Source organism: Dactylosporangium sp. NPDC005572, assembly GCF_040605515.1.
Lineage (GTDB): Bacteria > Actinomycetota > Actinomycetes > Mycobacteriales > Micromonosporaceae > Dactylosporangium.
Genome location: NZ_JBEXCY010000482.1, coordinates 1 through 1,090 on the forward strand (window position 1 = coordinate 1; position 1,090 = coordinate 1,090).

Consider the following 1,090-nt stretch of genomic DNA (forward strand, 5'->3'; position numbering starts at 1 on the left):
TGAGCGGGCGCGGCACAGCGTGAGCGGGCGCGGCACAGCGTGAGCGGGCGCGGCAAAGCGTGAGCGGGCGCGGCAAAGCGTGAGCGGGCGCGGCAAAGCGTCGGCGGCGCGTGAGCGGGCGCGGCAGGGGTTAGGGGCGTGGTGGGGCGGTGCTGCGGCGCAGGATCAGGGTCGGGGTTACCTTCGGGTCCGGGTCCGGGCGGTCCGGGCCCTCGCGCAGGTCGGCCTCGATCAGCCGCAGCAGGGCCGCGATGCAGCGGCGGCCCACCTCGTCGAAGTCCTGGCGGATCGTCGTCAGTGGCGGCGACAGGAACTCGGCCTCGGGGATGTCGTCGAAGCCGACGATGCTGATGTCGTCGGGGACGCGGATGCCGTGCTCGTGGAAGGCGCGCATCATGCCCAGCGCCATCTGGTCGTTGCCGGCGAAGACCGCGGTCACGTCGTCGCGGGCGGCGAGCTCCAGGCCGGCCGTGTAGCCGGAGCGGGCGCCCCAGTCGCCGGTGATGAGCTTCGGTGCGGGCAGGCCGGCCTCCTCCAGGGTGCTGCGCCAGCCCTCGATGCGGCCGTGGGTCTCCAGCCAGTCGCGCGGGCCGGACAGGTGCCACACCTTGCGGTGGCCGAGCTCCAGCAGGTGGCGGACGGCCAGGCGGGCGCCGGTGACCTGGTCGACCGAGATGGCCGGGATCTCCCCGCCGGTGTCGGACTCGACGGCGACGGCGGCCATGCCCAGCGGCATGTTGTGCAGCGCCGCGGCGGCCGCGGTCTGCGGGGCGATGACGACGACGCCGGCGACCGACTGGTCGGCCAGGGCGTTGAGCGCCTCCACCATGCCGGTGTGGTCGATCCGCTCCAGCGTGACGATGCTGACCCCGTAGCCGGCGGCGCGGGCCGCCCGCTCGATGCCGAGCAGGGTCGAGGCCGGCCCGTAGAGGATCGTGTCGAAGCTGACCACGCCGACCACCCGGGACCGGCGGCCGGCCAGGCCGCGGGCCATGGCGTTGGGCCGGTAGTTGAGCTGGCGCACCGCCTCCAGGACCCGCTCCCGGGTCGACGGGCTGACACTCGGATGGTCGTTGAGCACCCGGGACAC

1 protein-coding gene is annotated in these 1,090 nt (G+C 74.5%); it reads right to left on the reverse strand.

Annotated elements, in window-relative coordinates:
• Positions 1–130 precede the first annotated feature (130 nt).
• Positions 131–1,090 (reverse strand): LacI family DNA-binding transcriptional regulator (locus ABZS66_RS61810; protein WP_354774319.1); only part of this gene is annotated, 960 nt, incomplete at its 5' end.